Origin of the sequence: Bacteroides sp. An279 (assembly GCF_002159615.1) — a bacterium.
GTDB classification, from domain to species: domain Bacteria; phylum Bacteroidota; class Bacteroidia; order Bacteroidales; family Bacteroidaceae; genus Phocaeicola; species Phocaeicola intestinalis.
The window spans coordinates 1-26,020 of record NZ_NFJA01000035.1; the positions used below are offsets into that span (position 1 = coordinate 1).

Here is a 26,020-nt window from a genome sequence, read left to right on the forward strand (position 1 = left end):
GCTCCTGTTCTTCGTCAGATAGCCCGCTATCTTCCTCATCACAGAAGCGGAAATGCCTCAAAAACTCATCCCAAATCATCGCACGATAAATTCAAAACAGCTTCTCAATCAGAAATAAAATGCGAAAAAACATTTGTCATGCTGAATGAAGTGAAGCATCTCAGATGCGCCCACGTGGATGTCTACGAGATCCTTCACGTTCGTTCCCTTAGATGACAATGCATCAAGAATTTTTCGCAAACCAATTTTGTTCTACTCTAACTTCTTTAACTCCTTCACCTCCTTTAACTCCTCTAACTCCTTTAACTCCTTTAACTCCTTCACCTCCTCTAACTCCTCTAACTCCTCTAACTCCTCTAACTCCTCTAACTCCTTTAATTTCTTTAACTCCTTTAACTCCTCTAACTCCTTTAACTCCTCTAACTCCTTCACCTCCTTTAACCTCCTTAAATTTTTCCATTTTCTTCTCTTTTAATGAACTCTGATACATGCTTTACAACATAAATGTACGGTTTCTGATAAAAAATGTAACGTTCGGGCTAGTCGATGTAATATACGTGATAATATATGTAACATAGAGAATAATCATTTTCAGACAGATTTTCTACATTTGCAATTGTGAGAATATATAATTATTATTAACTAAACATTATCAAGTTTATGAAAAGCACAATTCATTTAAAGCTTTCAAGGCTGTTGTTTTACCATGGATTATTTTGATGCTGATACGGTAATTGTTACCGTTTAATCTTCCATCTTTCTTCTTATATATTAAGGTAAGAGAGGTGTAAGCAAAGAGAAACATTTGAAAAACATTTTAATTTACTAACATGATGAAAAACATAAGACAACAGTTCTTGGTAAAACGTTCTCCGGAATGGAGGGAGTTTTTACAGGTAAGAGGAATCTTGTTCTTCTTATTGTTATGCTGCAGTCTGACAGCGACTGCACAGGGAAAGTTTGTCGTTTCGGGAAAGGTGCTCGACAACAACGATGAGCCGTTAATCGGAGCGACAATCGCACTGAAAGGAAACACCAGCGTAGGTACGGTAGCCGACTTTGACGGTAATTTCACCTTAGAGCTACCTGAAAAGAACGCCACGCTGACCGTTTCTTACATAGGCTTCCTGTCACAAGACGTGGAAGTGAAAGGCCGCAACATGATTGTCATCCGGATGCGCGAAGACTCCGAGATGCTGGATGAAGTCGTAGTCGTAGGTTACGGCCAGCAGAAAAAGGAATCCGTAGTGGGTGCCATCACCCAGACCAAAGGCGAAGTGCTGCAACGTGCCGGTGGTGTATCCGACATCGGTGCAGCCTTGACCGGTAACCTGCCGGGTGTGACTACCACAGCCAGCTCGGGTCTGCCGGGTGAAGAAGAGCCGCAGATAGTTATCCGTGGCTCCAGTTCGTGGAACAACAGTTCGCCGCTGGTATTGGTAGACGGTATCGAACGTCCGATGAGTTCGGTTGACATCAACTCCGTAGAATCTATTTCGGTTTTGAAAGACGCATCGGCTACCGCCGTTTACGGTGTAAAAGGTGCGAACGGCGTTATCTTGATTACTACCAAACGCGGTCAGGAAGGCAAGGCACAAATCGACGTATCGGCACAGGCTACTATGAAGGTACCCTCAAAATTGCCGAACAAATTGGATTCGTATGATGCATTGCGGATGCGTAACATCGCAGTAGAACATGAATTGGCTTTGTCTAATGCTATGGGGACTGGTGCATGGGACTACATCACCCCGATGTCTGTTATTAATAAGTATCGCTATCCGGCAAATCTGGAAGAATACGAACGCTACCCGAACGTAGATTGGCAAGACGTCATTTTCAAGGATTATACCATGTCTTACAATGCCAGTCTGAACGTCAGCGGCGGTACCAAATTCGTAAGATACTTCGTTGGTGCGGACTTCCTCCACGAAGGCGACTTGTTCAATGTCATGGATAACGGGCGTGGCTACAGCGGCGGTTTCGGATACAACCGTATCAATGTCCGCAGCAACTTGGACTTTTCTTTAACCAAGACCACTACTTTGAAGGTCAACATCGCTGGTTCGAACGGAGCTAAGAAAACTCCGTGGGGATATACCAATTCAGGCGATTGGGCTATCGCACAATATTGGGCAGGTGCCTACGGTACACCGCCCGATGTATTCCTGCCGCAATATTCGGATGGAAGTTGGGGATATTATCCCAATGTTTCCAACGTTTCCAACTCCGCAGCCAACTTGGCTTTAGCCGGAAGAATGAATACCACCACTACACGCATCAACACCGACTTTACGTTGGAACAAGACTTGAGTTTTATCACCAAAGGTCTGCGTGCCCGTGCCATGGTGTCGTGGGACAATGTATTTGTGGAAATCAATCGCGGTATCAACGACTTATACCATGATTCTGTCACGAAATGGATTGACCCGGAAACAGGAATTGTTTACCTTGACCCTACACTCTACAATGACGATAAATTCGACCCGAGCAAAAATCCAATTATGTGGACCACCAGCGGCGGTGAAGTAGACAACAATGCGACCCAGCGCAACATGAATTACCAAGTACAGTTGGACTGGGCACGCGAATTCGGCGACCACAATATAACCGCCATGGGCTTGTTCAGCCGTCAGGAAACCGCTACCGGTAGTATTATCCCGAATCGTCGTGAAGACTGGGCGTTCCGTACTACCTATAATTATGCCAACAAGTATTTCTTCGAATACAACGGCGCTTACAACGGTTCCGAAAAATTCTCTCCCGAATACCGTTTTGCCTTCTTCAACTCAGGCGCTATCGGCTGGATGATTTCAGAAGAAAAGTTCATGGGCTTCTCCAAGAAGTGGCTGGATATGTTGAAAATCCGTGCTTCATACGGTGAAATCGGTGACGATAACGTAACCGACCGCTGGCTGTACCTGTCCCAATGGGGAGTCGGCGGAGGAACCAACGGAGCTACCCCCATGGCATTGAACCAAGCCATCAGCCCTTACACCTGGTACCGGGAAACAACCGTAGGTAATCCAGACATCCATTGGGAAACGGTGAAGAAATTCAACCTTGGTATCGACTACTCGTTCCTGAACGGTCTGTTTGCCGGTACGGTAGAAGTCTTCCGCGACAAGCGTACCGATATCATCGTTACCTCGGGCGAGCGAGCTGTCCCCTTCTATTTCGGTATGAACGCTCCGGCAGCTAACTTAGGTAAAGTAAAGACCCACGGTTACGAATTAGAACTCCGTGTCAACAAGGTATTTGCCAACGAGATGCGTTTATGGGGTAACTTCAACATGACCCATGCAGTCAACGAAGTTATCCAACGGGATGACCCCTTATTGCAACCTGCTTACCAAAAAAAAGCCGGTTTCAGCATTGAACAGACCCATGCCCACATTGACGCCGGATTTATGGGAAACTACGACCAAATTTACGGTAGCCCGGCACGCGACACCGACGCAGAAAAGCACAAACTGCCGGGTGACTATTACATTGTCGACTTCAATGCCGATGGTATAGTAGACGCACGAGACGAAGCACCTTATGGTTATTCCGACACTCCGCAGAACACTTACAGTGCAACGGTGGGTTTTGAATGGAAAGGATTCAGTGCCTTTGTACAATTCTATGGCGTAACCAACGTGACCCGCGACGTTAACCTGACCAGTTTCGGCAACCGGTTGAATACAGTATATGACCAAGGTAACTGGTGGTCGAAGACTGAAGGAGACCCCGAAGTAGTTGTACCTCGTTTCACGACTACTCCAAGTTACAATACAGGCACACAGAACCTGTACGACGGTTCGTTTATCCGTTTGAAAAATGCCGAAATCGCTTATACCTTCGATGGCGGTTGGGTACAAAAATTGGGTATCCGCAACCTGAAAGTATTCTTGAACGGTAACAACCTGTGGGTATGGACCCGGATGCCGGACGACCGCGAATCGAACTTCGCCGGAGGCGGCAACCAAGGTGCTTACCCGACCATGAAGCGTTTCAATTTAGGTATTAAGTTCACATTATAAAGACAGCGACGTATGAAACAACGATATAAAACCTTACTATATAGCAGCTTGTTCACACTGGCATTGGGCACCACTGCCTGCGAGGATTACTTGGACAAGAATCCGGATTCGACAGTAGATGCAGCCACAGCCTTCCAGAACTTCAACAATTTTCAAGGCTTCGTGGAAGAAATCTACAACTGCATTCCCGATAAAGAGAACTGCTACTGGACTACCACCTTCAACTGGGGAGACGATGAAATCCTAAATACCGAAGGTGACTGGCACATGACCCATCAAGTAGACTTGGGAAACTTTTGGGGCTGGCAAGCTGGCAGATTAGGACAAGACGGTGCTTGCTGGATGGACGGCAATACCAATGACCCGACCTCTAATGACCGTATGGCTCACCATTTATGGGGACATGCATGGTACTGCATCCGCAAATGCAATCTTGGTCTGACAAATTTAGGCAACATGGTAGGCACGCAAGAAGAGCGCGACCTGATTGCCGGACAGTTGTATTTCTTCCGTGCCTGGTGGCATTTTGAACTGATGGCATATCTGGGCGGACTGCCTTACATCGACCAAGTACTGGAATCGGAAGGCTTGAGCCTACCTCGTCTCAGTTTCCAAGAAGCGGCAGACAAAGCAGCAGCAGACTTCCGCCAAGCAGCCGACCTGCTTCCGATTGACTGGGAAGACACTTCAGCCGGTATGCACACCCCCAACCAAAACGATTTGCGTATCAACAAAATCATGGCATTGGGCTATTTGGGCAAGACCTATCTGTGGGCAGGCAGCCCGTTGATGGAGAACGGTGCACAAACCGGAGGAGCCCTCACTTATAATTATAATAATGAGTATTGCCAGAAAGCAGCCGAAGCCTTTGGCGAATTGCTGAACCTGGTAGAAAGCGGGCAGACTCAATATGCACTAGCACAGTATGAATACGACGATGTTTACAACCATGAACGCTCAGCCAGTGCAACGTCTTGCTTCGATGACATCTTCTACACCATGAACCAAGGCTGGGAACAACCCGGTTCGGTAGAAGCTATCTTCCGTGGTCCGGCATTCGGTATCAACACCGCAGCCTTCAGAGCCGCAACAACTTACGGTCCTAAAATGAACAATGTCGTAGACGGAGATAATATCATTCACCAACCTACAGCCAATTATGTCAATCTGTACGGTATGGCAAACGGTTACCCATTGGATGACCCTCGTAGCGGTTTTGACCCCACTCATCCATTCCGTGACCGTGACCCACGCTTCTACCATGATATTGTTTTTGACGGTTTCCAATACATCAATGGGTATGTAAGCGGTGATATTGCTGCCTACCAATATTGCCAACTCCATACAGGCGGAAACATGCGAAGCGATTTGAACGGTAGCCGAACCGGATACTTTATCCAGAAATTAGCACCTCATACCGTCAATACCATTGACAGAGCTCACGATTATAGCCGCAGTCTGCAAGTGTATGTACCTTATATGCGTTTGGGTGATATTTACCTGATGTATGCCGAAGCCTGTGCTGCCATCAACGGAGCGACCGGTAAAGCAAACAACTGTTCCCTGACTGCCGAAGATGCCATCAACCGTCTGCGTGACCGCGTAGGTATGGCACATGTACCGGCAGACTTTACCGGAAACAAAGAAACGTTCATGGACGAAGTGCGCCGCGAACGTGCTGTAGAATTGTCATTCGAAGGCTTCCGTTTCTGTGACCTCCAGCGTTGGCTGTTGCTGACCGAAGAACCGTATACCATAAAGACCAGTCAAGAGTTTAAGCGTGTGGAAAGTGCCGAATGGTTTACCGAAAACGACCCGAGAGATGCAAGAGTTGACAACTGGCGCGAAGAAGTGCTTGTCACCCGCCAATTCTCTTCCAAGCATTACTGGTTCCCGCTGAAGACCGATGATACCTACCTGTATGAAGGTCTTGACCAAAATCCGGGCTGGTAATTGTAACAGCAGAAAAATGTAGAACATTAAAAGAAGAAACAAATGAAAGTAAAAGATACACGATTCATTTTATTTGCCGCTGCCTTAGGGTTGCTTCCTGCTTACCAAAGCATCGGAGCACAAACCGCAGAAGCAAATGAGACTGACTCGCTTCAGGCAGCAGAACCGTCGGTGCAGGTAGCATTCCGCAAAGTAGCACAAGACGACCTGTTGGGAGGCGTTTCAGTGATTGACATGGAGCAAGTGAACGACAAGAACTATACCACCTATAGTTTGGATAACCTGCAAGGCTATGTAGGCGGTTGGAATGGAAACTCCTTGTGGGGCATGGACGGCGACAATGCCGGTTACCTGGTCTTGGTAGACGGAGTACCCCGTGATGCCAACAACGTATTGCCTACTGAAATCGAACAGATTACCTTCCTAAAAAGTGCTTCTGCAGTAGTGCTTTACGGGAGCCGGGCATCGAAAGGAGTCATTTATATTACGACCAAACGTGGTAAATACCAAGAGAAACTGCAAATTGATGTACGCGCCAATACGGGATTTTATGTACCGAAAGGCTATCCCAAGTACTTGGGTTCAGCAGAATACATGACCCTGTATAACGAAGCCCGTGCCAATGACGGGCTGGATCCGCTGTATAGTGAAGCAGACATTTACAACTACGGTTCGGGCATCAATCCTTACCGCTACCCAAGTCTGGACTATTATTCATCGGACTACCTGAAGAAAACATACAACCGCAGCGACGTGACTGCCGAAATTTCGGGCGGTAACAAACGGGCGCGTTTCTACTCGAATGTAGGCTACTACCGTCAAAACGACATCTTTAACTTCGGTGAAGCAGACAAAAACTTCACCAGCCGTCTGAATATCCGCGGTAACGTGGACGTCACTATCAACGAGGACATTACAGCCTACGCCAATGCGAATGCCACGTTCTACGATGTGCGCTCGGGACGTACTACTTACGAAACCGCGGAAGGAGAAACATACGATTATTGGAGGGAAGCAGCCAGCATGCGTCCCAACCGATTTGCACCGCTGATTCCGTTAAGCTACATTGACCCGAATGCATTTTCGGTTCATGACTTAATGGGTGTAAACAGCAACATCTTCGACGGGATGTTCCTTGGCGGAAGCCAGATTGACAACCGCAACATCTTTGCCGACTACTATGCTGCCGGTTACAATAAATACACCAGCCGCCAGTTCCAGTTCGACACGGGTATTGACTTCGACCTGCACAAACTGTTGAAAGGGCTTTCATTCCACTTCCAGTTTGCAGTAGACTATGCAACGAGTTACAACACCTCGTTCAACAACACCTACCGCATCTATACACCGACTTGGTCGAGCTACAACGGCGCAGATGTCATTACCGGTGCTGGATACGAAGGTACTGATGAAAAAACGGGTGTGCAGAACATCAGCGGCAGTACCGATAACCAGACCATTGCCCTGTCTGCTCATTTTGACTACAACACTACCATCAACAAGGCGCATAATCTATCTGCCATGCTGTTGGTAAACGGGTACCAGCAAACCAATTCTACGGTGTACCACCGCACCAGCAATGCCAACTTAGGCATCCAGTTGGGCTACAACTACTTAGGCAAATATTATGCCGAATTCAGCGGAGCAGCTGTTCATTCAGCCAAATTAGCAGAAGGACATCGCAATGCCTTCTCGCCGGCATTGACCCTTGCCTGGAAACTGCATCAGGAAGACTTCCTGAAAAACTCACCGGTGGTGGACGAATTGATGTTGGGCGTATCGGGAAGTATCCTGCATCAGGATATTGACTTGGCTGATTATTACATGTACGAAGCTAACTTCAACCAATCCAATGGAGCGTGGTGGAACTGGCAAGAAGGCGTAAACCGACAATCCGTAAATTCTTTACGCGGAGCCAATGAAGAACTGACTTTCATCAAACGGAAAGAACTGACCGTCAGCCTCCGTACTTCGTTGTGGGATCGCTTGATTACAGCTGATGCCAACTTCTTTGTCAATTCGACAGACGGTTTGCCTATCCAGCCGAGCACCATTTACCCGAGTTATTTCTCGACCGATTATCCTAATCCGGTAGCTTCGTTTGTTCCATATGTGAACTTCAACAACAACAAACGGGTCGGATTTGACTTTGCAGTAAACTTCAATAAAAAAGTAGGCGAAGCAGACCTTTCGTTAGGCGTTACCGGAACCTACTACAAAACGGAAGCTACCCAACGGGACGAGAACTATGCCTACGATTACCAAAACCGTACCGGTAAACCGGTAGATGGTTTATGGGGACTGGAATGCGAAGGATTCTTCCAAAACGAGAATGACATTGCTAACTCGCCCACCCAGAACTTCGGTGGTACGGTACGTCCGGGTGACCTGAAATACAAGGACCAAAACGGTGACGGCGTGATTGATACCAACGACGAAGTCTACTTGGGACGTGGCGGCTGGTACGGTTCTCCGTTTACCTTGGGTATTAACTTTACGGCAAAATGGCGGAACTTCACACTATTTGCTTTAGGCACAGCCGGATTTGGTGGTCATGACTTCAAGAGAGATTCATACTATTGGGTATACGGCGACGGCAAGTATTCGGAAGTCGTTCGCGGACGTTGGACACCGGAAACTGCTGCTACAGCAACTTATCCGCGTCTGACTACACTAGACGGCAACAACAACTTCCGGAACTCTACGTTCTGGCTCTACAAGACCAACCGCTTTGATTTGGCTAAATTACAGTTGACCTACGATTTCCCGAAACGCCTGCTGCAAAAGACCTTCTTGAAAGAGGCAGCCATTTACATCAGCGGTTCGAACCTGCTGACCATTGCCAAAGAGCGTGAACTGATGGAAAGAAATGTCGGTACTGCCCCGCAGACCCGTTTCTACAATTTAGGTGTCAAAATTGCTTTTTAATCAATTAACGAAATAAGAAGTATGAAAAATATCATTAAACTTTTAGCACTGCTCCCATTATTTGCGACAATGGCATGTGATGACCTGTTCGAACCTGCCATTGAAAACAACCGGGACTTGGATGCCATGTATTCAGACGCTGATTATGCCTTAGGCGTATTGGGGAATGGCTACATATTACTTCCGTACAACACTTCGCCGACCAGCGATGTGGCAACAGACGATGCCGTATCGAACGACAACAGCAATACCTGGCGTGCGATGGCAACCGGAGCCTGGACGGCACAGAATGACCCCGCTTCCCAATGGAAGAACTGCTACAATGCCATTCAGTACCTAAACCTGTTTTTGGAAAGAGTGGAGAGTGTTCCTTTCGCTATGGAAACAAATATCCAAACCCTGTTTGTAGATAGCTACAGCGGAGAAGCCTACGGACTGCGTGCCGTTTACATGTATTATTTGTTAAGGGCACATGGAGGAATAGGCACAGACGGTCAATTATTGGGAGTGCCTATCAAAACCGCCTCGGAAAGTCCGGAGTCTGACTTCAGCCAACCGCGCGACACGTATGCGGCTTGCATTGAACAGATTCTTTCGGATTGCGACAAAGCCATCGAATTATTACCGTTGGACTACAAAGACGGTCATACCGAGAGCGAAATTCCGCAAAAATACTTAGATTTAGGCATCAACGTCGACCAATACGACCGTGTAAACGGAGTATACCGTGCCGGACGTATCAGCGGCAGAATCGTAGAGGCAATCCGTGCACAAGTTACCCTGATGGCTGCCAGCCCGGCTTTTGCCGAATCCGGAATCACATGGGAAGAAGCTGCCAACAGTGCCGGAACAGTACTGCAACGCATTGACGGCATCAACGGAATCGATGCAGACGGTTATACCTGGTATTGCAACACCTCGGAAATCGAAGGCTTAGGAAACGGTTCGAATCCCCAAGAAATTATTTGGAGAGCAGGTTATAGCGACAGCAATACCTTGGAAGGCGATAATTTCCCGCCGAGCCTGTACGGCAATGGACGTGTCAATCCTACGCAAAACCTGGTAGACGCTTTCCCCATGGCAAACGGTTATCCCATTGATAACAGCAACTCAGATTATAATGCGAATGACCCGTATGCAAACCGAGACCCACGTTTGGCAACTTACATCATCACCAACGGAAGCACAGCCGGAAGCACAACGATTACCACCGGTTCGTATGGAACAAACAACGATGCAATCAACCGGGAGTCGGGACACTCTACCCGCACCGGCTACTACATGCGTAAACATTTGCGTTTCGACTGTAACTTAGACCCGAACTACAACACCCAGCAACGTCACTATTCTGCCCGTATCCGCTATACGGAAATCTTCTTAGACTATGCAGAAGCAGCCAACGAAGCTTGGGGACCCAAAGGAACCGGTTCGTTCGGATTCAGTGCCTACGATGTGATTAAAGCCATCCGTACCCGTGCCGGAGTAGGTGTAGATAACGGTGACCCTTATCTGGAAGCATGCGCAAACAGCCAAGACCAAATGCGTGAACTGATCCGCAACGAACGCCGTCTGGAACTCTGTTTCGAGAACATCCGTTTCTATGATTTGCGTCGTTGGAATGCCGACCTGACCGAAGCAGCCCAAGGCGTTAACATCAGCCGTGGTACAGGTGGAGCATTGACTTACACACCGATTCAAGTGGAAGAAAGAAATTACCGTCCGTATATGAATTATGGTCCGATTCCATACAACGATGTATTGAACTTCGGTTTCATTCAGAATCAAGGATGGTAAAATCACAAAAGTAACATTCAAGACTAAAACAGAATCAATATGAAAAAAACGAATTTATATTCTATACTGATGGCAGGAATTGTTGCAACAAGCATTTCTTCTTGTAAGAACGGCGATGCGGAATTCCCGAACTATGACCATTCTGCCGTTTACTTTGCACACCAGACTCCGGTGCGTACCTTGGTAATGGGAGAAGATACGTACGACACTTCACTTGACAACGCCCACAAATGCAAAATTTATGCCACGATGGGCGGAGCCTACGGGGGAAGCGGTTCAACGGTAATCGACATTATGGTAGATGATGAGCTTTGCGACAACTTGTATTTTGCCGATGGCGTCACTCCGGTGCAACCAATGCCTTCGAATTACTACAGCCTGTCTTCGGAACAGATTACCCTGAACGAGTTTAATAACCTGATGGGAGCGGTAGAAGTCACCTTTACCGATGCCTTTTTCGAAGATCCGGGAGCGTTGACCAATACCTATGTCATCCCCTTGCGCATGACACACGTAGCCAATGCAGACTCTATTCTGTTAGGAGTTCCCAAAGAGCCCAATGCCCCCTGGACCAATGCAGACATGTGGGATACTGCCCCTAAAAATTATGTCTTGTATTGTGTGAAATACATCAACAAATGGGATGCGGAATACTTGCGTCGGGGAGTTGACCAAATTACAGAAGGAGGCAATACCACCACCAACATCCGCCACGAAGTATATATTGAGGACGATGAAGTATGCAGCGTAACAACCAAAGACCTGCATACGGCAATCTTCCCGGTATCAACCACAGTAGGGGAAGAGACCTTAACTTGTGATTTGGTACTGACCTTCAACAACAACGATGAATGTACGATTACTTCGGGAACGGAAGGTTTTACAGCAAGTGGAAGTGGTAAATTTGTTATTGACGGTGACAAAGCCAGCTGGGGGAATGAAGAAGACCGCAATGCACTCTACCTGGATTATAACATTGACTTCGGAGCCAAGCAATACAACACGAAAGACACACTGGTCGTTCAAACCCGTGGCGTGGCTTACGAAGAATTTAGTACTGTATATAAAGAATAAATAAATGCCCGCATGGGCAGGTTGCAGACATTCATATAAGTTAATCGCTTTAAACCAGAAAATTATGAAATATACAAATAAAATATTACTGGGAGCACTTGCCGTAGGCGCATTGTCGGGCTGTACAGACGACAGCATGTTGCCATACGATGTAGGAGCTAAGCCCGAGAGCCTTTCCCAGTATGAATACTTAAACAATTACGATGTACTGAAAAGCTACGTAGACCGTACGGAGAATCCCAATTTCAAATTGGGTATTGCTCTGGCAGCTACAGACTATATCAACGGAGACCAAGTCTATAGTTTGGCTTGTTCTAACTTCGATGAAATGACGGCGGGGAATGAAATGAAATACGCATCGATTGTCAGCGATGATGGAACAATGAATTTCTCTACCGTAACCAGTTTTATTGATGCCGCCCGTCAGGCAGGTATGACTATCTACGGCCATACCCTTGCTTGGCATTCGCAACAGAACCTAAACTACCTAAATGGATTAATTGCAGACAGGGAAATAGAAACAGAACCTGCAGAACCTGTCGAAGTGGAAGATGGAAATTTCAATTATGCTGTCATGGGTAGTTATCAATATTGGTCACAAAAACCGGAAGGTTCAGAAGCCAGTATCACTATCAGTGATAAAGGCTATCTGACGATAACAAATCCTGAATTTATTACCAATAATTGGGATTTCCAATACCATATAGCAGACGGCATCAATTGGGTTCCGGGAACAGATTATACAATTAATATGATGATACGTTCTTCAGTAGAGACATCAATCACAATGGCTGCCGGAACATGGTCGGCAAATCCCGGACTCTCAGTGGCTTTAACACCGGAATGGACCGAGCTTGAAATACCAGTAAGCCCCGGAGCAGAAGGTAGTGGTTTCGTCATGTTCCAGTCAGGTAATTTTGTAGGAACTATTGAAGTACAATGGCTGAAAGTTTCACATTTGGAAACTCCTGCCGCAACTCGCTGGATAAACTTAGTAACCAATGGTGATGCTGAAGGAGATGATGTATCTTGTTTCTTCGCCACCGAACCCGGTGTAGGAGGTCCGAATCCTTGTACGATTGGCGAAGCCGGAACCGGTGCAGACGGTGTAGGACATGCTTTTGTCGTTCATTCTGCTGATAACCCAGCCAATACGTATGATACTCAATTCTTTGTAAAAGCCTCACAGCAACTCGTAGCAGGAACAAATTACCGTTTCTCTATGAAATATAAGGCAGACAAAGCAGCAAATTCAGAGACACAGGCTCACAATAATCCAGGTGGCTACATTCACTATGCAATGCTCCCATCGAATCCTTCTTTCACAACCGAATGGCAAGACATGGAAGTAACTGGTACTATTTCTGCAGAACAAGCTGGAGAAAGCGGTATGAATACCATTGCCTTTAACTTGGCTGTATTAGGTGAAGCAAATACCTATTATTTTGATGATATTGCTTTTGAAATAGAAGGAGAAGGTGACAAAGAGCCATTGACTCCCGAAGAAAAGAAAGATACATTGACTTGGGCCATGGACAACTGGATTAAAGGGATGATGGAAGCTTGCGGCGGTTATGTAGTCGCATGGGATGTTGCGAATGAGACAGTTTCTGACGCAGACAGTGACGGTGACGGCTATTTTGACCTGCAATCAGCAACTAACGGCGACCCTTCTACCAACTTCTATTGGGCAGATTATTTGGGAAGCGAAGATTATTTGCCAATCGTTACAAAAGCGGCTGAAAAATATTTTGCTGAATACGGAGGAAATGCAGCAGATCTGAAACTATTCGTTAATGATTTTAATTTGGAATCGTGGTGGGACGGCAACCAAAAGCTGAAGAGCTTAATCCACTGGATTGAAGTATGGGAAGCCAACGGAGCCAAGATTGATGGTATCGGTACGCAGATGCACGTCAGCTACATCCTGAACGAGGCAGACCAGAAAGCACAAGAGGACGCTATCGTCAATATGTTCGAACTGATGGCAGCAACCGGCAAGCTCATCAAGATTTCAGAATTGGATATGGGCATTGTTGAAAAAGCATTCGCCGACGGTATCCCAACGGAAGAAGTAACTTACGAACAACAGCAAAAAATGGCTGAGTTCTATCAGTTCATTATCCAAAAATATTTTGAAATTATTCCGGCTGCTCAACGTTACGGTATTACCCAATGGTGCGCAACAGATAGCCCCGCTAATTCTGGTTGGAGAGACGGTGAGCCGGTAGGACTTTGGGATTTGAACTATAACCGCAAACCTGCTTATGGCGGTTTCGCTAATGGGTTGGCTGGCGAAGTAATTGCTGAACCTTCTGCTTCTGTAAGCAATGAATGATACTTTGCATGGAACGGAAAAAGTAGATGTGTGCGTCTTTTTTCATAGCCGTGATAGTATAATTTAATTGATTCGGTTCTCTCGGCAGCGGAATTACCTGTTAAAGGATAATTCCGCTGCTTTTTATAGTAGAACAATATTGGTTTATAAAAATGTTCAAGATAACAATTCCCGTTATAATCGAATGGGCTTCCGCAGGAAATGGGTACTCAGAATGACATTACTTTTTAATTGTCGTTTTTTATTTTGAGACAGCCTCAGAAGATATCCACATGGATAAGTGGACGCATTCGGGCGTATGCGATACGCCCCTACATGGGATGTTTGCGGAATTCAATTTGTTTTTTCAATATAAGATAATCCTCTTTCGGATATAGGATAATCATTTTGCATTCTTCATTTTCTTGTTTTGCCTCCGTTTTGCGACAAAAACAAGAGGATTTTGCCTCCGTTTTACAACAAAAACATATAAGTTTTGCCTCCGTTTTGCGACATTTCTTTATCTTTGTAGCTGTAAACCAATTTGTTTGAGTAAATATACAAAATGGAATGAGATTTAGAAACACAGTTTCTGAACAGGCAGATTATATAAACTGATTAGGATTAATTGTTTAGTATAGTTATGTTTAAACGGACGATATTACAACATTTGGAACAGTGGAAAACCGATACGCATCGCAAACCGCTTGTATTGAGAGGGGCACGTCAAGTAGGGAAAACGACCGTAATAAATGAGTTTGGCAAAACTTTTGATAATTATTTGTCGCTTAATCTGGAGAAACGGGAAGCTGCTGCTTTGTTTGAGATGGAAATGCCGCTGAAGGATTTGATGCCGTTGCTGTTTGCACATTGCGGTTTATCTCGTAAGCCGGGCAGTACGCTGTTGTTTATCGATGAGATTCAGAATTCTCCTAAAGCTATAGGCTTGCTGCGTTATTTTTATGAAGAGTTGCCAGAACTGCATGTAGTGGCGGCAGGTTCTTTGCTAGAGAATCTGGTAGAGGTCAACGTTTCGTTTCCGGTAGGCAGGGTGCAATACATGGCTTTACGTCCTTGTTCGTTTCGAGAGTTCCTGGGTGCTATAGGTGAAGAGGCTTTGCTACCGGTGTTGGAGCATCCGCAAGCTACGGTGCCTTTTCACGGCAGGCTGATGCAATTGTTTAACCGCTATACACTGATTGGTGGTATGCCTGAAGCTGTCCAGCTTTATGCGGAGCGGAGGGACTTGCTGGCGCTGAGTGACGTATATGAAACATTGTTGCAAGGCTACCGCGATGATGTGGAGAAATATACCAAAGGTAAGTTGCTGAAAGAGGTGGTGCGGTTTATCTTGGAAGAGGGATGGGGAAAAGCTGCACAGCCCATTACATTGGGAGGATTTGCCTCGTCTTCTTACCAGGCACGTGAAGTGGGTGAAGCTTTCCGGCTGCTGGAAAAAGCCATGTTGCTGGAATTGGTTTATCCTACCACATCGACAGAGGTGCCGGCTTTGTCGGAAACCAAGCGGACACCTAAGTTGATATGGCTGGATACCGGTTTGGTGAATTATGCGGCACAAGTGCAGAAAGAAGTCTTAGATGCTAAAGACCTGCAGGATGCGTGGCGGGGAAGGATTGCCGAACATGTTGTGGCGCAAGAACTGCTTACGCTGACTGATAAAGTGAGCCAAAAGCGAAATTTCTGGATGCGAGGAAACGATTCGTCGGCAGAAGTGGATTTTGTGTGGGTACAGCAGTCGCGGCTATATCCTATAGAAGTGAAAACAGGGCACAATGCACATCTGCGTTCTTTGCATTCGTTTATGGAACGGTCTTCACAGACGGTGGCAGTGCGTGTATGGTCGCAACCTTATTCGATAGACGAGGTGAAGACTGTAGGAGGTAAAAACTTCAGGCTGATAAACTTACCTTTTTACTTAGTGGGTAGCATTAATCGGCTATTGGCTGAATAGTGTATAAGAAGCCAAAGGCAGCCGGGAGGGTTTGTGTTACTTTTGTAAACGATTTTGGCACCTGGGTGAATGTGCTGGTACGTGGAGAAATGAATCTGATACGTTTGTTAATGGAGAAACCCTCCGTTTGTGCTATCTTTGCAAATAAGTAGATGTTGAGAATTAGTTTATGTAATGTGTCAGCTCAGAAACTGTGTTTCTGATAATATCATTTCATCTTGCACACTTACTTGGTTACTTAAAATTGAAAACATAAAACTTGAATCCTTATGAAAAAACTAAGTGCCCTTTTGGGGCTTTTGCTTGGCGTTCTTTACGCTTATGCGGCGGAACCGTTTATTACTTTCAAGAAAACAGAAGGTGCTTTTCCGGTTGTCGGCAATGGACAGCCTTGTACCATACTGGTCGACAAGAACGAGAACAGTGCCATTCTGATTGCTGTTAAAAATTTGCAGGAAGACTTCTTGCGTGTGACTGGCAAGAAAGCCGAAACCGTAAACACGCCTTCGGACGGGAGGTACATCCTGGTGGGAAGTATCGAATCGCCTTTTATCAAACAACTGTTTAAAGCAGGCAAGCTGAACAGGAAAGACCTGGAAGGGAAAAACGAAAAATATGTCATTCAGACTGTAGACCAGCCGCTGGAAGGGGTAGAACAGGCATTGGTCATTGCCGGAAGCGACCGGCGCGGAACCGTTTACGGCATCTACGAACTTTCCAGACAGATGGGTGTATCGCCCTGGTACTGGTGGATGGATGTGCCTGTTACTCGTCAGACAGAAGTCTATGCCCAAGCCGGTGTGTATACCGATGGTGAACCTGCCGTGACTTACCGTGGTATCTTCCTGAACGATGAGGCTCCCTGTCTTACTACCTGGGTGAAAAATACGTATGGTACCAATTATGGCGACCATCGTTTCTATGCCCGCGTATTCGAATTGATCCTGCGACTGAAAGGGAACTTTATGTGGCCTGCCATGTGGGGATGGGCTTTCTATGCCGATGATCCGGAAAACAGCAAGACGGCTGATGAGATGGGAATCATCATGGGTACTTCGCACCACGAACCGATGGCACGTAACCATCAGGAGTATGCCCGTAACCGGGAAAAATATGGAGCTTGGAATTATGAAACCAATGCCGAGGGATTGAACCGTTTCTTCCGCGAAGGCATCGAACGCATGAAAGATACTGAAGATGTGGTAACCATCGGTATGCGGGGTGACGGTGATGCAGCCATGGGAGGTGAAGAAGGAAAAGACCATGAATATGTGCCGCAGTTTGAACGCAACAAGCGATTGATGGAAACGATTTTCAAGAACCAACGCCGGATAATCAAAGATGTCACCGGACGGCCAGCCGAGGAAACGCCACAGGTATGGGCGCTCTATAAAGAGGTGTTGGAGTATTACGACCGCGGATTGCGTGTCCCCGAAGATGTCATCATGTTGCTGTGTGACGATAACTGGGGCAATGTGCGTCGCTTGCCGAATGCTGAAGAACGTAAGCATCCCGGTGGCTGGGGCATGTATTATCACGTAGACTATGTAGGTGCGCCACGTAATTCGAAATGGATAAATGCTACCCCCATACAGAATATGTGGGAACAGTTGCAACTGACTTATGAATATGGTGTCGACAAGCTTTGGGTGCTTAACGTGGGCGACCTCAAACCGATGGAGTATCCCATTACGTTTTTCCTGGACATGGCATGGAATCCACAGGCATACAATGCCGGGACTTTGCTGCAACATACTTATGACTTTTGCAGGCAGGCATTCGGGGACACGCAGGCAGAAGAGGCGGCACGTATCCTCAACCTCTGCTGTAAGTACAACGGACGGAGCACAGCCGAAATGCTGGACCATACGGTATACAACCTGGAAACTGGTGAATGGCGTCAGGTGGTAGGCGACTATGCACAATTGGAAGCTGAAGCCCTTCGTCAATACATAAGCCTGAAGCCTGAATACCGTGATGCTTACAAACAACTCATTCTGTTCCCGGTACAGGCAATGGCAAACCTGCACGAGATGTATTATGCTCAGGCTATGAACCTGAAACTGTATGCCGAAGGAAATCCTGAGGCCAACGCATGGGCGGATAAAGTGGAAAAGGCTTTTGCACGCGATAAGCAGTTGTGTGATGACTATAACCATGCTATGTCTGGAGGAAAGTGGAACGGCATGATGATTCAGAAACACATTGGATATACTAACTGGAGTGATAACTTCCCGGCAGACAAATTGCCTGAAATCCACCGAATCGGAAATCCGGAAGCTGCTACAGGAGGTTATCTGTTTACAGGAAAAGACGGGTATGTGGCAATGGAAGCCGAACATTATTTTGCCTGTACGGATGCCGGTGAGGCTAAATGGACCGTAATCCCTTATATGGGACGTACACTGAGTGGCATGTCGCTGATGCCTTACACCGTTCCGGCAAACGGCGCGTCATTGTCTTACAAACTGAATATACCTGAAAAAGCAGATTCGGTTACAGTACATGTCATTGTGAAGTCTACCCTGGCTTTCCATACTCCGGAAGGACATAAGTATAGCATTGGTTTTGAAGGCGGGCAAGAGGAAACCGTCAATTTCAACCGTGACCTGAATGAAGATCCTGAAAATATTTATACGGTATACTATCCCACCATTGCACGCCGTGTAGTAGAAAAACAGGTTCGCTTGAAACTCCCTGTATCGGCAGACGGGACTTATACGCTGAACTTCCGTCCGTTAGACCCGGGTATTGTGCTTGAAAAAATCGTAGTAGATTACGGAGGTTATCAACCCGCATATCTTTTCGGTAACGAATCGCCTTGCCGGCGTAAGTAATAGATAGCGGCAGGCTTTTGCGTCTGCCGGTTTAAGAAAACACAGATTTCCGCGGATTTCCGCAGATTATCAGTAATTTATCTGTTTAATCTGCGTTCATCCGCGAAAATCTGTGTTTCTTGGTTTTATGCATCTGCTTTTAGGCTTTCCGGTAGTTTTCCAATTCTTCTGCCTGGAAGTTCTGGATAAAGCTATAGTGCTTTTCCACTTCGGCTTCGGCATAATTTACATATACGTCAAGTGACTGGGCGAAAAGTTCGGGAGCCTTGTTCGCGTCTTGCAAGAGCAGGTGGCTCATTACGCAGACCGCAGCCATTTCATACAGGCGGCGTGAGGTAAAGTCGAGCAGTTCTTGGTTTTGCGCTTCTTTCACCTTGGTGGTACAAGCTTCCAATTTTCCGGTCATTGCTTTCAGACGGTCCATGTAGCCTTGGTATTCGGGTGCGCAAGGGATGGCTTCGTACTCGTGCAAGGTAGCGGCATACGAACCGTTGGTCACGTAACGGATAGCGGCTACGGTCTGGAGCTGGGTTGTTCCTTCGTAGATGCTGGTGATACGTGCGTCGCGGTAGATGCGCTGGCAGGCATATTCCATCATAAAGCCCGAACCTCCGTGTATCTGGATGCAGTCGTAAGCGTTCTGGTTGGCGTATTCCGAGTTCATACCTTTTGCCAGCGGGGTGAAGCTATCTGCCAGTTTGGCGTAACGTTTTTGCTCCTGGCGTTCTTCGGGAGTCAACTTACGCTCGCGGGCGATGTCGTCCAATGCCTTATAGATGTCTACATAGCGCGAAGTCTGGTAAAGCAAGGCACGTCCTGCGTCGAGTTTCGCTTTCATCGTGGCAAGCATATCGTATACGGCAGGGAATTCGATGATTGCCTTGCCGAACTGTTTGCGGTCTTTAGCGTAGGCAAGCCCTTCGTTGTATGCAGCCTGGCTCAGTCCGACCGATTGGGCGGCGATACCCAGGCGGGCACCGTTCATCAACGCCATTACGTATTTGATAAGTCCCAACTTGCGGTCTCCGCAGAGTTCGGCTTTCGCGTTTTTGTAGACCAATTCGCAAGTGGGCGAGCCGTGGATGCCGAGCTTGTTTTCGATGCGGCGAACGTCTACGCCTCCATCGTTCTTGTCGTAGATGAACATCGAGAGCCCGCGTCCGTCGTGTGTGCCTTCTTCCGAGCGAGCCAATACCAGGTGCAGGTTGGCGTCTCCGTTGGTGATGAAACGCTTCACACCGTTCAGGCGCCAGCATTGGTTGGCTTCATCGTAAGTAGCTTTCAGCATGACGCTCTGCAGGTCGCTTCCGGCATCGGGTTCGGTCAGGTCCATCGACATGGTCTCGCCGGCGCAGATACGCGGGATGAAACGGCTGTGCTGGTCTTCGTTCCCGAATTCGTAGAGGGTCTCGATACAGTCCTGCAACGACCAGATGTTTCCGAAGCCCGCATCGGCTTGTGCCACGATTTCGGCGCACATGGTGTAGGGGGTAATCGGGAAGTTCAGTCCTCCGAAGCGGCGGGGCATGGTCATGCCGTTCAGCCCGGCTTTCACCATGGCGTCAAGGTTCTGCTTCGTGCCCGAGGCATATTCCACCCGTCCGCCTGCATGGTGCGGACCTTCCAGGTCTACGCCTTCGGCATTGGCTGCAATCACTTCTCCGGTGATTTCTCCGGTGATTTCCAACACTTTGTCGTATGAATCGAGTGCGTCGGCATAGTCTTGCGGCGCATAGTCATACTGGTCTTTGTCTCTATAATCGCGTTCTTTTAGTTCGCAGATGCGTTCCATCATCGGATTGTTCAAATGAAATTTGAGTTCCGGATGTTCGGTATAATAGTTTGGCATAGTTTTTCTTTGTTTTTAGGAGTTAGAAGGAGTTAGAGGGAGTTAGAAGGAGTTAGAGGACAAATGTTTGGATTGCCTCTTCTTTGCCTTATCTCTCCCATTGTTTGTCGCGGATGCCTTTGCAGTAGGCGTTCAGCAAAAAACTAGTTTCTTCTATGCTCCGTATTAATTCGTAATAGGTATTTTCAGTAATATAATTGAGGTCTTTAGCTAAAAGGATATAATATCGGCATTCTTCCAAGCTGCCTTGTGCGATATTGAGGAAACGGAGTTTGTCTGCCTTACCTAATCTTTTGTAACCTTCTGCTATATTGGCAGGAATAGACATGGCGGCACGGTGGAATTGTGAGCTAAGCCCAAATTGTTCGTGAGCGGGAAACTTGCTTGTCGCCCGATAGACATCCAGAACGAACCGGTGCGCCTTCTGCCATGCTAAGATGTCGGTAAAACTTTGTGTCATAAGTAAAAACTATTGGCTTCTAACTCCTTCTAACTCCCTCTAACTCCTTTTAACTCCTTCCATTATTTACTATTTTTCTTATAATACTTAATCATCTTCGGAATGACCTCTTCCACCGTCCCGTTAATCACATAATCAGCAATTGTGTTGATCGGCGCGTTCGGGTCGCTGTTCACCGAGATGATGATGCCTGCGTCCTGCATGCCGGCGATGTGCTGGATTTGCCCCGAGATTCCGCAAGCGATGTAGAGTTTCGGATGAACCGTTACACCGGTCTGGCCTATCTGGCGGTCATGATCGCAGAAGCCTGCGTCTACGGCGGCACGGCTGGCACCCACTTCGGCGTGCAGTTCTTTAGCCAGCTCGAAAAGCATGTCGAAGCCTTCCTTGCTTCCCATACCGTAACCTCCGGCTACTACGATAGGTGAGCCTTTCAGGTTGTGTTTCGCCTTTTCCACGTGGCGGTCGATGACCTTTACCACATAGTCGGTTTCGGGGACGAACTTCGCTACATCGTGGCGGATGACTTCACCCTGATAGTTCTCGTCGAGGATTTCTTTCTTCATCACGCCCTCACGCACCGTAGCCATCTGCGGACGGTGTTCGGGGTTGACGATGGTGGCAACGATGTTTCCTCCGAATGCCGGACGGATTTGGTACAACAGGTTCTTATAGGTGACACCATTCTTCTTGTCTTCGTGGTCGCCTATCTCCAGCTGGGTACAGTCGGCGGTCAGTCCGCTGGTCAGGGCAGAAGATACGCGCGGGCCCAAGTCGCGTCCGATGACCGTAGCGCCCATCAGGCAGATTTGAGGCTTTTCTTCTTTGAAAAGGTTCACCAGGATAGAGGTATGGGGCAGGGAAGTGTAAGGGTACAATCCCGGTGCATCGAATACGTGCACACGGTCTGCGCCGTAGGGGAGCACTTGCTTTTCTACACTGTCAAGTCCGCTTCCCGCACAGATGGCTTCCAGTTGGCATCCTAATTCGTTCGCCAGTTTACGGCCTTTCGTTAACAGTTCGAGGCTGACGTCGGCAACATGCGTGCCGTCCATCTCACAATATACAAATACATTATTCATAGTCTTATCCGATAGTATGGTTAGCCAACAGTTCAACAATCAGGTTTTCTACATCCGCGTCACTTCCCGTCAGGGTCTTGCTTTCCTTTGCCTGGAAAATGATGTTCTCAATCTTCTTCACCTTCGTGGGTGAGCCCGACAGGCCGCATTGCTTCGTGTCGCCGTTCACGTCGGCTACGCTCCATTCGGTAATGTTCAGGTAAGGATGTTTCTCGTATTGGTCTGCATAGGGAAGGGCTGCTCCATCTTTGGTCAGGGCTGCTTTTTCCTGTCCGCCTAAGGCACGTTTGTATTTCATCACCAGTTTGGCGTTACGCGGGCGGCAGGGTGCTGCGCTTCCGTTTACGGTCAATACGATAGGGAGCGGGGCTTCCACGGTTTCCACGCCTCCGTCGATGTGGCGTTTCACACGGATAGCCTTGTCGGTCACTTCTTCGATTTCTTCTACGTAAGTGACCTGCGGCAATCCTAACTTCTCTGCCACTTGCGGTCCTACCTGTGCCGTATCGCCGTCGATGGCTTGGCGTCCGCCGATGATAAGGTCATACTCGCCAATCTTGCGGATAGCAGTGGCAAGGGCATACGAAGTGGCAAGCGTGTCGGCACCGGCAAAAGCACGGTCGGTCAATAAGTATCCGTTGTCGGCTCCTCTGTATAAGCCTTCGCGGATGATTTCGGCTGCACGTCCGGGGCCCATGGTCAGGATGGTGACGGTAGAACCGGGATGCGTGTCTTTCAGTCGGAGTGCCTGTTCAAGGGCATTCAGGTCTTCCGGGTTGAATATCGCCGGAAGCGCCGCACGGTTGATGGTGCCGTCGGCATTCATGGCATCTTTCCCTACGCAACGCGTGTCGGGTACTTGTTTTGCCAAAACTACAATTTTCAAACTCATTTGATTATTTATTTTGGTATTAGTAATTTAATTAGTTGCCGGCAAAGTTAATGAAACCATTCGTTTTTTCACCATGAACTGTTCACTATTAACGATTAATTTAATAGAATATTCCAATTATCCCCTACCGGTTTGGGGAAAATGCGGATGTTCATTCTTTGTTTTTCATCCTTAATGCCTCCACGTCTTCCGTAAGCTCATCCAGTCCGGCTATCGGGTCGTCCGAATACGTGCTGTAGACTTGCAGGCTCTTGTCGGATACGTACACCCGCGGGATGCCTTGCCCCGAAAATAGGTTGTACACGCTCCGGCTTTCTTGCGCCGAATAGGGGAGGGTCAGGCCATGGGCTTGCCAATAAGCTTCGATTTCCTCCGCCGCCTCTTCACGGCTGATGCAATAGATGGCGACTGAATCGTTGGCCCGGTACAAGTCGTACAGTTGCTGGATGACCGGAAGCTCCTGTTGGCAATCAGGGCATCCGGTATGGAAAAATACCAGTACCGACACCTTGCCTTGAAGGTCGGAAGTGGCAAGCATGGAGCCGTTGTCCAATTCTACCTGAAATTCAGGCAGCGTGTCGCCCGCCACAATGCCCGCCTCGCCGTATGCCGCATCGTCGCGGATACAGCCGGCCAGGATGAGGCAGATTCCCCATAAAATGCAGTAATAAATGTGTGTCATAAGCGAATCTTAACAGGTTATACGTCTTTTCGTGGATAAATATATGAAAAAAGCTTCGTATATTTGCCTCGTTAAAAGCAAAAACTTACAGAAGCCCATGTAGGGGCGTATCGCATACGCCCGAATACGCCAGCTTCTTGCTTGTTACGCTGGATTTGTAATCCGGCGTGACAAGAAGAAACTTAAAAACTCAAAAACTTAAAAACTCAAAAACTTATATGGAACATATAGATGAAGAAATCGCCCGTGTCTTGATGGAAATGGGCATCGACAAGTCGAATCTGGACTGGACGACACGTGTGATATTGATATTGGCTATATTGCTGGTTTCGTACATCGTGACGAAGTTATTCCGTCATGCGCTGATTCCGGCGGTGCGCAAGCTGACGGCAAAGACGAAGGCGAAATGGGACGATTACCTGTTCAACGATGACATGCTGCACAGTTTCTCCCGGATGATTCCGCCTATCATCTTTTACCTGCTGCTGCCTTTCGCTTTCGATGGCTATCCCTACGTGCTTACCATCCTGTTGAAAGCATGCCTCATTTACCTGGTGGTCACAACGCTGATGCTGGTCAACGCATTCTTGAAGTCGCTTTATGAAATTTCGAACGAGCACGAGACCTTGCGCTACCGCCCGCTGAAAGGAATTTACCAGATGGTGAGCATTCTTGCTTTTTGTGTAGGCCTGATTCTGATAATCAGCATCCTCATCGACCAGAATGCCGCTACGATTCTTGCCGGACTGGGTGCTTCGGCGGCAGTGCTGATGCTGATATTCAAAGACAGCATCCTCGGGCTGGTGGCTGGCGTACAGCTCTCGGCGAACGACATGCTGCGTCCGGGCGACTGGGTCACGATGGCGAAATACGGTGCCGACGGGTTTGTGAAAGAAGTGTCGCTCACCACGGTGAAGGTGCAGAACTTCGACAAGACCATCACCACCATTCCCCCGTATGCCTTGGTGAGCGATTCGTTCCAGAACTGGCGCGGGATGTGGGAGACGGGAGGAAGGCGCATCAAGCGTTCGCTCAATATCGATATGACCACCATTCGCTTCTGCACCGGTGATGAAATGGAGGCTTTTGCAGAAAAAGGGTGGATCGGCATGCCCGAAGGAGGGGCAGAACCGGTGGTGAACCTGGAAGTGTTCCGGAGATATGCGCTGGAATACCTGCATAAGCATCCCCGCATTCATCAGGATATGATGATTATGGTGCGCCAGATGCAGCCCACTCCCGAGGGGCTTCCGCTGGAGTTCTATTGTTTCACGCAGACAACGGAGTGGCTTGCCTATGAAGGCATTCAGAACGAGGTATTCAATCATTTCATTGCCGTGCTGCCCCGGTTTGGCTTACGTGTGTACCAGCATCCGTCGGGAAACGATTTGGCGGGATTCATGGAGGTTATAAGGAGTTAAGGAGTTATAGGGAGTTATAGGGAGTTAAAGGGAGTTAGAAGCCAAGGAGTTAAGAAGTTAAGAAGTTAAGGAGTCAAGGAGTTAAGAAGTCAAGCCAATACTTTCACTAATGCTTTCACCAACAAAACTATTGGCTTTAACTCCTAACGGAGCGAAGCGGAGTGATAACTCCTTTTAACTCCTTAACTCCTAAACGAAATGATAACTCCTTCTAACTCCCTCTAACTCCTAAAAAAAACAACAAATATGGAAAAAGGATTGACTTATACAAGTAAAGTAAAAGTGACGCAGGCGAATACCGCCCTGGCGTTAGGTTCGGGCGATATGGAAGTGTTTGCTACGCCCGCCTTGGTAGCATTGATGGAAAATGCGGCGATGAAGGCTGTACAGCCCGAGCTTCCCGAAGGCAGCACTACGGTGGGCGCTTTTATCGAAACCACCCATGTGAAACCTTCGGCGCTGGGCGAGGAAGTGTCCGCCACGGCGGTACTGGAGAATGTGGAAGGACGGAAACTGGCTTTCAAGGTGACGGCTTCCGATACGAAAGGCGTGGTAGGCGAAGCCACCCACATCCGCTACATCGTAGACCGTGAACGGTTTATGAGCAAACTCTGAATGTTTATTCCTGTTCCCGAAGCAGCCTGTAAATTTGGTTGCAATAGGCTGTGTAATCCACATGACTTATTCATGAATGGAAAGAAGTATAATTGCGTTTTGTGTACGATTACTAATCG

17 protein-coding genes are annotated in these 26,020 nt (G+C 47.6%); 11 read left to right on the forward strand and 6 right to left on the reverse strand.

Going from position 1 to position 26,020, the window contains the following annotated elements; all coding sequences use genetic code 11:
- A partial coding sequence (locus tag B5F78_RS17595; protein ID WP_204502629.1) for a hypothetical protein occupies nt 1-216 on the forward strand: 216 nt, incomplete at its 5' end.
- 7 nt (nt 217-223) lie between these two features.
- Here the strand turns inward: B5F78_RS17595 and B5F78_RS17145 are convergent.
- Complete coding sequence (locus tag B5F78_RS17145) at nt 224-460, reverse strand: hypothetical protein (RefSeq protein ID WP_162608507.1); 237 nt, start codon at nt 458-460, stop codon at nt 224-226.
- A 373-nt stretch (nt 461-833) separates the two neighbouring features.
- On the opposite strand from B5F78_RS17145, the gene B5F78_RS08005 reads away from it, so the two are divergent.
- From B5F78_RS08005 to B5F78_RS08040, 8 genes are all read left to right on the forward strand, one after another.
- The gene (locus B5F78_RS08005) at nt 834-4,025 is read left to right on the forward strand and encodes a SusC/RagA family TonB-linked outer membrane protein (RefSeq protein WP_087406460.1); all 3,192 of its coding nucleotides are present in this window, start codon (nt 834-836) and stop codon (nt 4,023-4,025) included.
- Between the two features lie 12 nt (nt 4,026-4,037).
- Nucleotides 4,038-5,978 carry a RagB/SusD family nutrient uptake outer membrane protein gene (locus B5F78_RS08010; protein ID WP_087406450.1) on the forward strand — a complete coding sequence of 647 codons (1,941 nt, stop codon included), beginning with the start codon at nt 4,038-4,040 and terminating at the stop codon, nt 5,976-5,978.
- A 42-nt stretch (nt 5,979-6,020) separates the two neighbouring features.
- Nucleotides 6,021-8,906: a SusC/RagA family TonB-linked outer membrane protein gene (locus tag B5F78_RS08015; protein WP_087406451.1), complete on the forward strand. Its 2,886-nt coding sequence runs from the start codon at nt 6,021-6,023 to the stop codon at nt 8,904-8,906.
- Nucleotides 8,907-8,927: 21 nt separating this feature from the next.
- Nucleotides 8,928-10,700 carry a RagB/SusD family nutrient uptake outer membrane protein gene (locus B5F78_RS08020; RefSeq protein ID WP_087406452.1) on the forward strand — a complete coding sequence of 591 codons (1,773 nt, stop codon included), beginning with the start codon at nt 8,928-8,930 and terminating at the stop codon, nt 10,698-10,700.
- Between the two features lie 39 nt (nt 10,701-10,739).
- Complete coding sequence (locus B5F78_RS08025) at nt 10,740-11,774, forward strand: DUF5627 domain-containing protein (RefSeq protein ID WP_087406453.1); 1,035 nt, start codon at nt 10,740-10,742, stop codon at nt 11,772-11,774.
- A 64-nt stretch (nt 11,775-11,838) separates the two neighbouring features.
- The gene (locus B5F78_RS08030) at nt 11,839-14,112 is read left to right on the forward strand and encodes an endo-1,4-beta-xylanase (protein WP_087406454.1); all 2,274 of its coding nucleotides are present in this window, start codon (nt 11,839-11,841) and stop codon (nt 14,110-14,112) included.
- A 622-nt stretch (nt 14,113-14,734) separates the two neighbouring features.
- On the forward strand, nt 14,735-16,063 hold the full coding sequence (locus B5F78_RS08035) for an ATP-binding protein (protein WP_087210294.1): 1,329 nt from the start codon (nt 14,735-14,737) through the stop codon (nt 16,061-16,063).
- A 269-nt stretch (nt 16,064-16,332) separates the two neighbouring features.
- A complete protein-coding gene (locus tag B5F78_RS08040) occupies nt 16,333-18,900 on the forward strand; it encodes a glycosyl hydrolase 115 family protein (RefSeq protein ID WP_087406455.1) in 2,568 nt (855 codons plus the stop codon).
- A gap of 139 nt (nt 18,901-19,039) precedes the next feature.
- Here B5F78_RS08040 and B5F78_RS08045 read toward each other — a convergent pair whose 3' ends face one another.
- The 5 genes from B5F78_RS08045 to B5F78_RS08065 form a co-directional block, all read right to left on the reverse strand.
- A complete protein-coding gene (locus B5F78_RS08045) occupies nt 19,040-20,749 on the reverse strand; it encodes an acyl-CoA dehydrogenase family protein (protein ID WP_087406456.1) in 1,710 nt (569 codons plus the stop codon).
- A gap of 88 nt (nt 20,750-20,837) precedes the next feature.
- Complete coding sequence (locus B5F78_RS08050) at nt 20,838-21,209, reverse strand: four helix bundle protein (RefSeq protein WP_022040101.1); 372 nt, start codon at nt 21,207-21,209, stop codon at nt 20,838-20,840.
- 62 nt (nt 21,210-21,271) lie between these two features.
- Nucleotides 21,272-22,291, reverse strand: coding sequence for an electron transfer flavoprotein subunit alpha/FixB family protein (locus tag B5F78_RS08055; RefSeq protein ID WP_013618519.1), 1,020 nt, complete (start codon nt 22,289-22,291; stop codon nt 21,272-21,274).
- Between the two features lie 4 nt (nt 22,292-22,295).
- Nucleotides 22,296-23,183 (reverse strand): electron transfer flavoprotein subunit beta/FixA family protein, encoded by an 888-nt coding sequence (locus tag B5F78_RS08060; RefSeq protein WP_087406457.1) that lies wholly within the window; start codon nt 23,181-23,183, stop codon nt 22,296-22,298.
- A gap of 151 nt (nt 23,184-23,334) precedes the next feature.
- Nucleotides 23,335-23,865 (reverse strand): TlpA family protein disulfide reductase, encoded by a 531-nt coding sequence (locus B5F78_RS08065; RefSeq protein WP_087210280.1) that lies wholly within the window; start codon nt 23,863-23,865, stop codon nt 23,335-23,337.
- Between the two features lie 218 nt (nt 23,866-24,083).
- On the opposite strand from B5F78_RS08065, the gene B5F78_RS08070 reads away from it, so the two are divergent.
- Nucleotides 24,084-25,286, forward strand: coding sequence for a mechanosensitive ion channel family protein (locus B5F78_RS08070; protein ID WP_087406458.1), 1,203 nt, complete (start codon nt 24,084-24,086; stop codon nt 25,284-25,286).
- 246 nt (nt 25,287-25,532) lie between these two features.
- Entirely contained in the window at nt 25,533-25,901 is a 369-nt protein-coding gene (locus B5F78_RS08075) for a thioesterase family protein (protein ID WP_013618513.1), read from the forward strand.
- The last annotated feature ends 119 nt before the right edge of the window (nt 25,902-26,020 follow it).

Excerpts from the sequence above, each read along its gene's own strand:
- B5F78_RS17145 (WP_162608507.1), bottom strand. The coding sequence starts at position 460 with ATGGAAAAATTTAAGGAGGTTAAAGGAGGTGAAGGAGTTAGAGGAGTT.
- B5F78_RS08005 (WP_087406460.1), top strand. The coding sequence starts at position 834 with ATGAAAAACATAAGACAACAGTTCTTGGTAAAACGTTCTCCGGAATGG.
- B5F78_RS08010 (WP_087406450.1), top strand. The coding sequence starts at position 4,038 with ATGAAACAACGATATAAAACCTTACTATATAGCAGCTTGTTCACACTG.
- B5F78_RS08015 (WP_087406451.1), top strand. The coding sequence starts at position 6,021 with ATGAAAGTAAAAGATACACGATTCATTTTATTTGCCGCTGCCTTAGGG.
- B5F78_RS08020 (WP_087406452.1), top strand. The coding sequence starts at position 8,928 with ATGAAAAATATCATTAAACTTTTAGCACTGCTCCCATTATTTGCGACA.
- B5F78_RS08025 (WP_087406453.1), top strand. The coding sequence starts at position 10,740 with ATGAAAAAAACGAATTTATATTCTATACTGATGGCAGGAATTGTTGCA.
- B5F78_RS08030 (WP_087406454.1), top strand. The coding sequence starts at position 11,839 with ATGAAATATACAAATAAAATATTACTGGGAGCACTTGCCGTAGGCGCA.
- B5F78_RS08035 (WP_087210294.1), top strand. The coding sequence starts at position 14,735 with ATGTTTAAACGGACGATATTACAACATTTGGAACAGTGGAAAACCGAT.
- B5F78_RS08040 (WP_087406455.1), top strand. The coding sequence starts at position 16,333 with ATGAAAAAACTAAGTGCCCTTTTGGGGCTTTTGCTTGGCGTTCTTTAC.
- B5F78_RS08045 (WP_087406456.1), bottom strand. The coding sequence starts at position 20,749 with ATGCCAAACTATTATACCGAACATCCGGAACTCAAATTTCATTTGAAC.
- B5F78_RS08050 (WP_022040101.1), bottom strand. The coding sequence starts at position 21,209 with ATGACACAAAGTTTTACCGACATCTTAGCATGGCAGAAGGCGCACCGG.
- B5F78_RS08055 (WP_013618519.1), bottom strand. The coding sequence starts at position 22,291 with ATGAATAATGTATTTGTATATTGTGAGATGGACGGCACGCATGTTGCC.
- B5F78_RS08060 (WP_087406457.1), bottom strand. The coding sequence starts at position 23,183 with ATGAGTTTGAAAATTGTAGTTTTGGCAAAACAAGTACCCGACACGCGT.
- B5F78_RS08065 (WP_087210280.1), bottom strand. The coding sequence starts at position 23,865 with ATGACACACATTTATTACTGCATTTTATGGGGAATCTGCCTCATCCTG.
- B5F78_RS08070 (WP_087406458.1), top strand. The coding sequence starts at position 24,084 with ATGGAACATATAGATGAAGAAATCGCCCGTGTCTTGATGGAAATGGGC.
- B5F78_RS08075 (WP_013618513.1), top strand. The coding sequence starts at position 25,533 with ATGGAAAAAGGATTGACTTATACAAGTAAAGTAAAAGTGACGCAGGCG.